This window comes from Myxacorys chilensis, from assembly GCF_059505265.1.
In genome coordinates, this window is record NZ_JCACKG010000299.1 from 1 (window position 1) to 2,286 (window position 2,286).

Below are 2,286 nucleotides of genomic sequence, written 5' to 3' on the forward strand. Positions count from 1 at the left end.
ACCTTATAGCAGTTCAAATGTTGGCGAAATAGCCACAAGGAGCAACATGGCGCTCCGAGCAGCGGGCGTCATGTTGAACTTCTAAGCACCCCAAGCAGAGAGTGGTACGACCGCTTTAATCACGGGCTAGGGCGTGTTTGGAATTGAGGTTTTCAGGAGGGGTCGTGTGTGATTCAAGCTCGGGATGGACCGACTTGTTCTGACCGACGCCCAATGGGCGAAGATGGAGCCGCACTGCCTCGGCAAGCTGGGCGACCCTGGCCGCAGCGGTCGTAACAACCGGCTGTTCGTGGAGGCGGTGTTGTGGATCGTGCGAACAGGGAGCCCTTGGCGGGATCTGCCAGCGCACTTCGGCCACTGGAGCACGGCGTTCACGCGCTTCCGCGACTGGGTACGGGCCGATGTGTGGGCGCGGCTCTTCGAGGCTGTCGCGGACGAGCCCGACATGGAATATGCCATGGTCGACGCCACGATCGTGAAGGTCCACCGCCCTGGGCAGGGCGCAAAAGGGGGACCCACAGCCAGGCCATTGGCCGCTCCAAGGGCGGCATGACGACCAAGATCCTGGCGCTCACGGATGCACTCGGCAACCTTGTTCGCTTCGTGCTGCTGCCGGGGCAGCGCTTCGATACGGTTGGCGTGCCCCCGCTTCTCGACGGCGTGGCCTTTGGGGCGCTGATCGCCGACAAGGCTTTCGACAGCAACGCCATCATAGCCGATCTCGATGTGCGCGGCGCCAAGGCTGTCATCTCTCAGCATCCCCGCCGGATCAAACCTCTCAACACCGACGCGGAGATGTACAAATGGCGTCACCTGATCGAGAACTTCTTCTGCAAGCTGAAGGAGTTTAAGCGGATCGCCATGCGCAGCGACAAGACCGACAAGAGCTTCTCCGCCATGGTCCACCTCGCCGCCGTCATCGCATCGCGGTGAATCCCAACACACCCTAGGCCGAGAGGGCGCCGCCCTCTTTATTAGGGCGCATCTGCAAAGGGGTTTAAGGGGCTGAGCGGAGGCACCATCTTTGGGGTGTGAGACGCTACGAACTGACGGACGAGCAATGGCAGCGTTTGGCGCCCTTGCTGCCCCCGCAGCGGCCGCGGACTGGCCGCCCTAATCACGACCACCGCACCATCATTAACGGCATTCTCTGGGTCCTGCGCACGGGCGCACCCTGGGCTGACCTGCCGGAGCGCTATGGAGCTGTCGGAACAGTCTCGAGCCGCTTCTATCGCTGGCGTGAGGCTCGCCTCTGGCAGCGCGTGCTCGAGGCACTCCAGTCCCAGGCGGATGGTGCCGGCCTGCTCGACTGGGACCTGCACTTCGTGGACGCGAGCGTTGTGCGCGCTCATCAACACGCCGCCGGCGCCCGCCGGGCTGGCGCCATCGGGGGGTGAGGGCCCGGACGAGGCGCTGGGGCGCTCCCGTGGGGGCTTCTCGACCAAGATCCACGTGCGAGCCGAAGGACATGGCAAGCCCGTGACCTTTCATCTGACCGGTGGTGAGCGCCACGACAGCACCGCTCTCCCAGCCTTGCTCGATGCAGGTGCCGTCCATCGCAAGCGAGGCCGCCCACGCCTGCGGCCCCGGCGGGTGGCCGGCGACAAGGCCTTTGCAGGCCAGCCCTCCCGCACGCACCTGCGCTCTCGCGGCATCGGAGCGGTGATCCCCACCAAGAGCAACCAGCCTCGCCGCCATGGCTTCGATCGGGAGGCATATCGGGCGCGCAATCGAGTGGAGCGGCTCTTCAACCGCCTGAAGCAATTCCGCCGCATCGCCACCCGCTATGAGAAGCGCGCCCAGAACTACCTTGCCATGCTCCACATCGCTGCCATCATGCTCTATCACTGGCTACAGCCGTTTAATCACGCGTAAATCGGATGGCTCGATGACGCGCGCCTGGCTGAGCGTTCCAAAGTGGAGCACTGGTTGCAGACAGGCTCGGCGTGCCTTCCTCGCCGGTGCACTGATTGCAATACTCTCTATTGCTGCGGCGATCGCTGCCGCCGCCCAAACTCTCATCGTTGGAGGCAAGGACTACACCGAGCAACTCCTCATGGCTGAAATGACCAGCCAACTCCTCGCCTCGAAGGGCATCACGGTCGAGAAGCGCTCCGGCTATGGTTCAATGAGTTTGCGACAGGCGCAGGAAGCGGGGAGCGTGGATCTTTACTGGGAGTACACCGGTACCTCGCTGCGCCACTTCAACAAGGTTGCGGAAAAGCTCAGCCCCTTCGAAACCTATGCGCGAGTTAAGCAGCTGGACATGCAGAAGGGCCTTATCTG

General features: G+C 63.2%; 2 protein-coding genes and 1 pseudogene. All 3 read left to right on the top strand.

The genetic code is table 11. The features are described from left to right. Positions 1–184 precede the first annotated feature (184 nt). Positions 185–933, top strand: a protein-coding gene (locus tag AC5JLB_RS29850) for an IS5 family transposase (RefSeq protein ID WP_495877450.1) whose coding sequence is annotated in 2 segments (ribosomal slippage) — positions 185–515 and positions 515–933 — 750 coding nt in all. Because the reading frame shifts where the segments join, the coding sequence is not laid out codon by codon here. A 98-nt stretch (positions 934–1,031) separates the two neighbouring features. Then, positions 1,032–1,875, top strand: a pseudogene (locus tag AC5JLB_RS29855) (IS5 family transposase). A gap of 13 nt (positions 1,876–1,888) precedes the next feature. Continuing rightward, on the top strand, positions 1,889–2,286 hold a 398-nt coding region (locus tag AC5JLB_RS29860; RefSeq protein ID WP_495877451.1), incomplete at its 3' end, for a glycine betaine ABC transporter substrate-binding protein.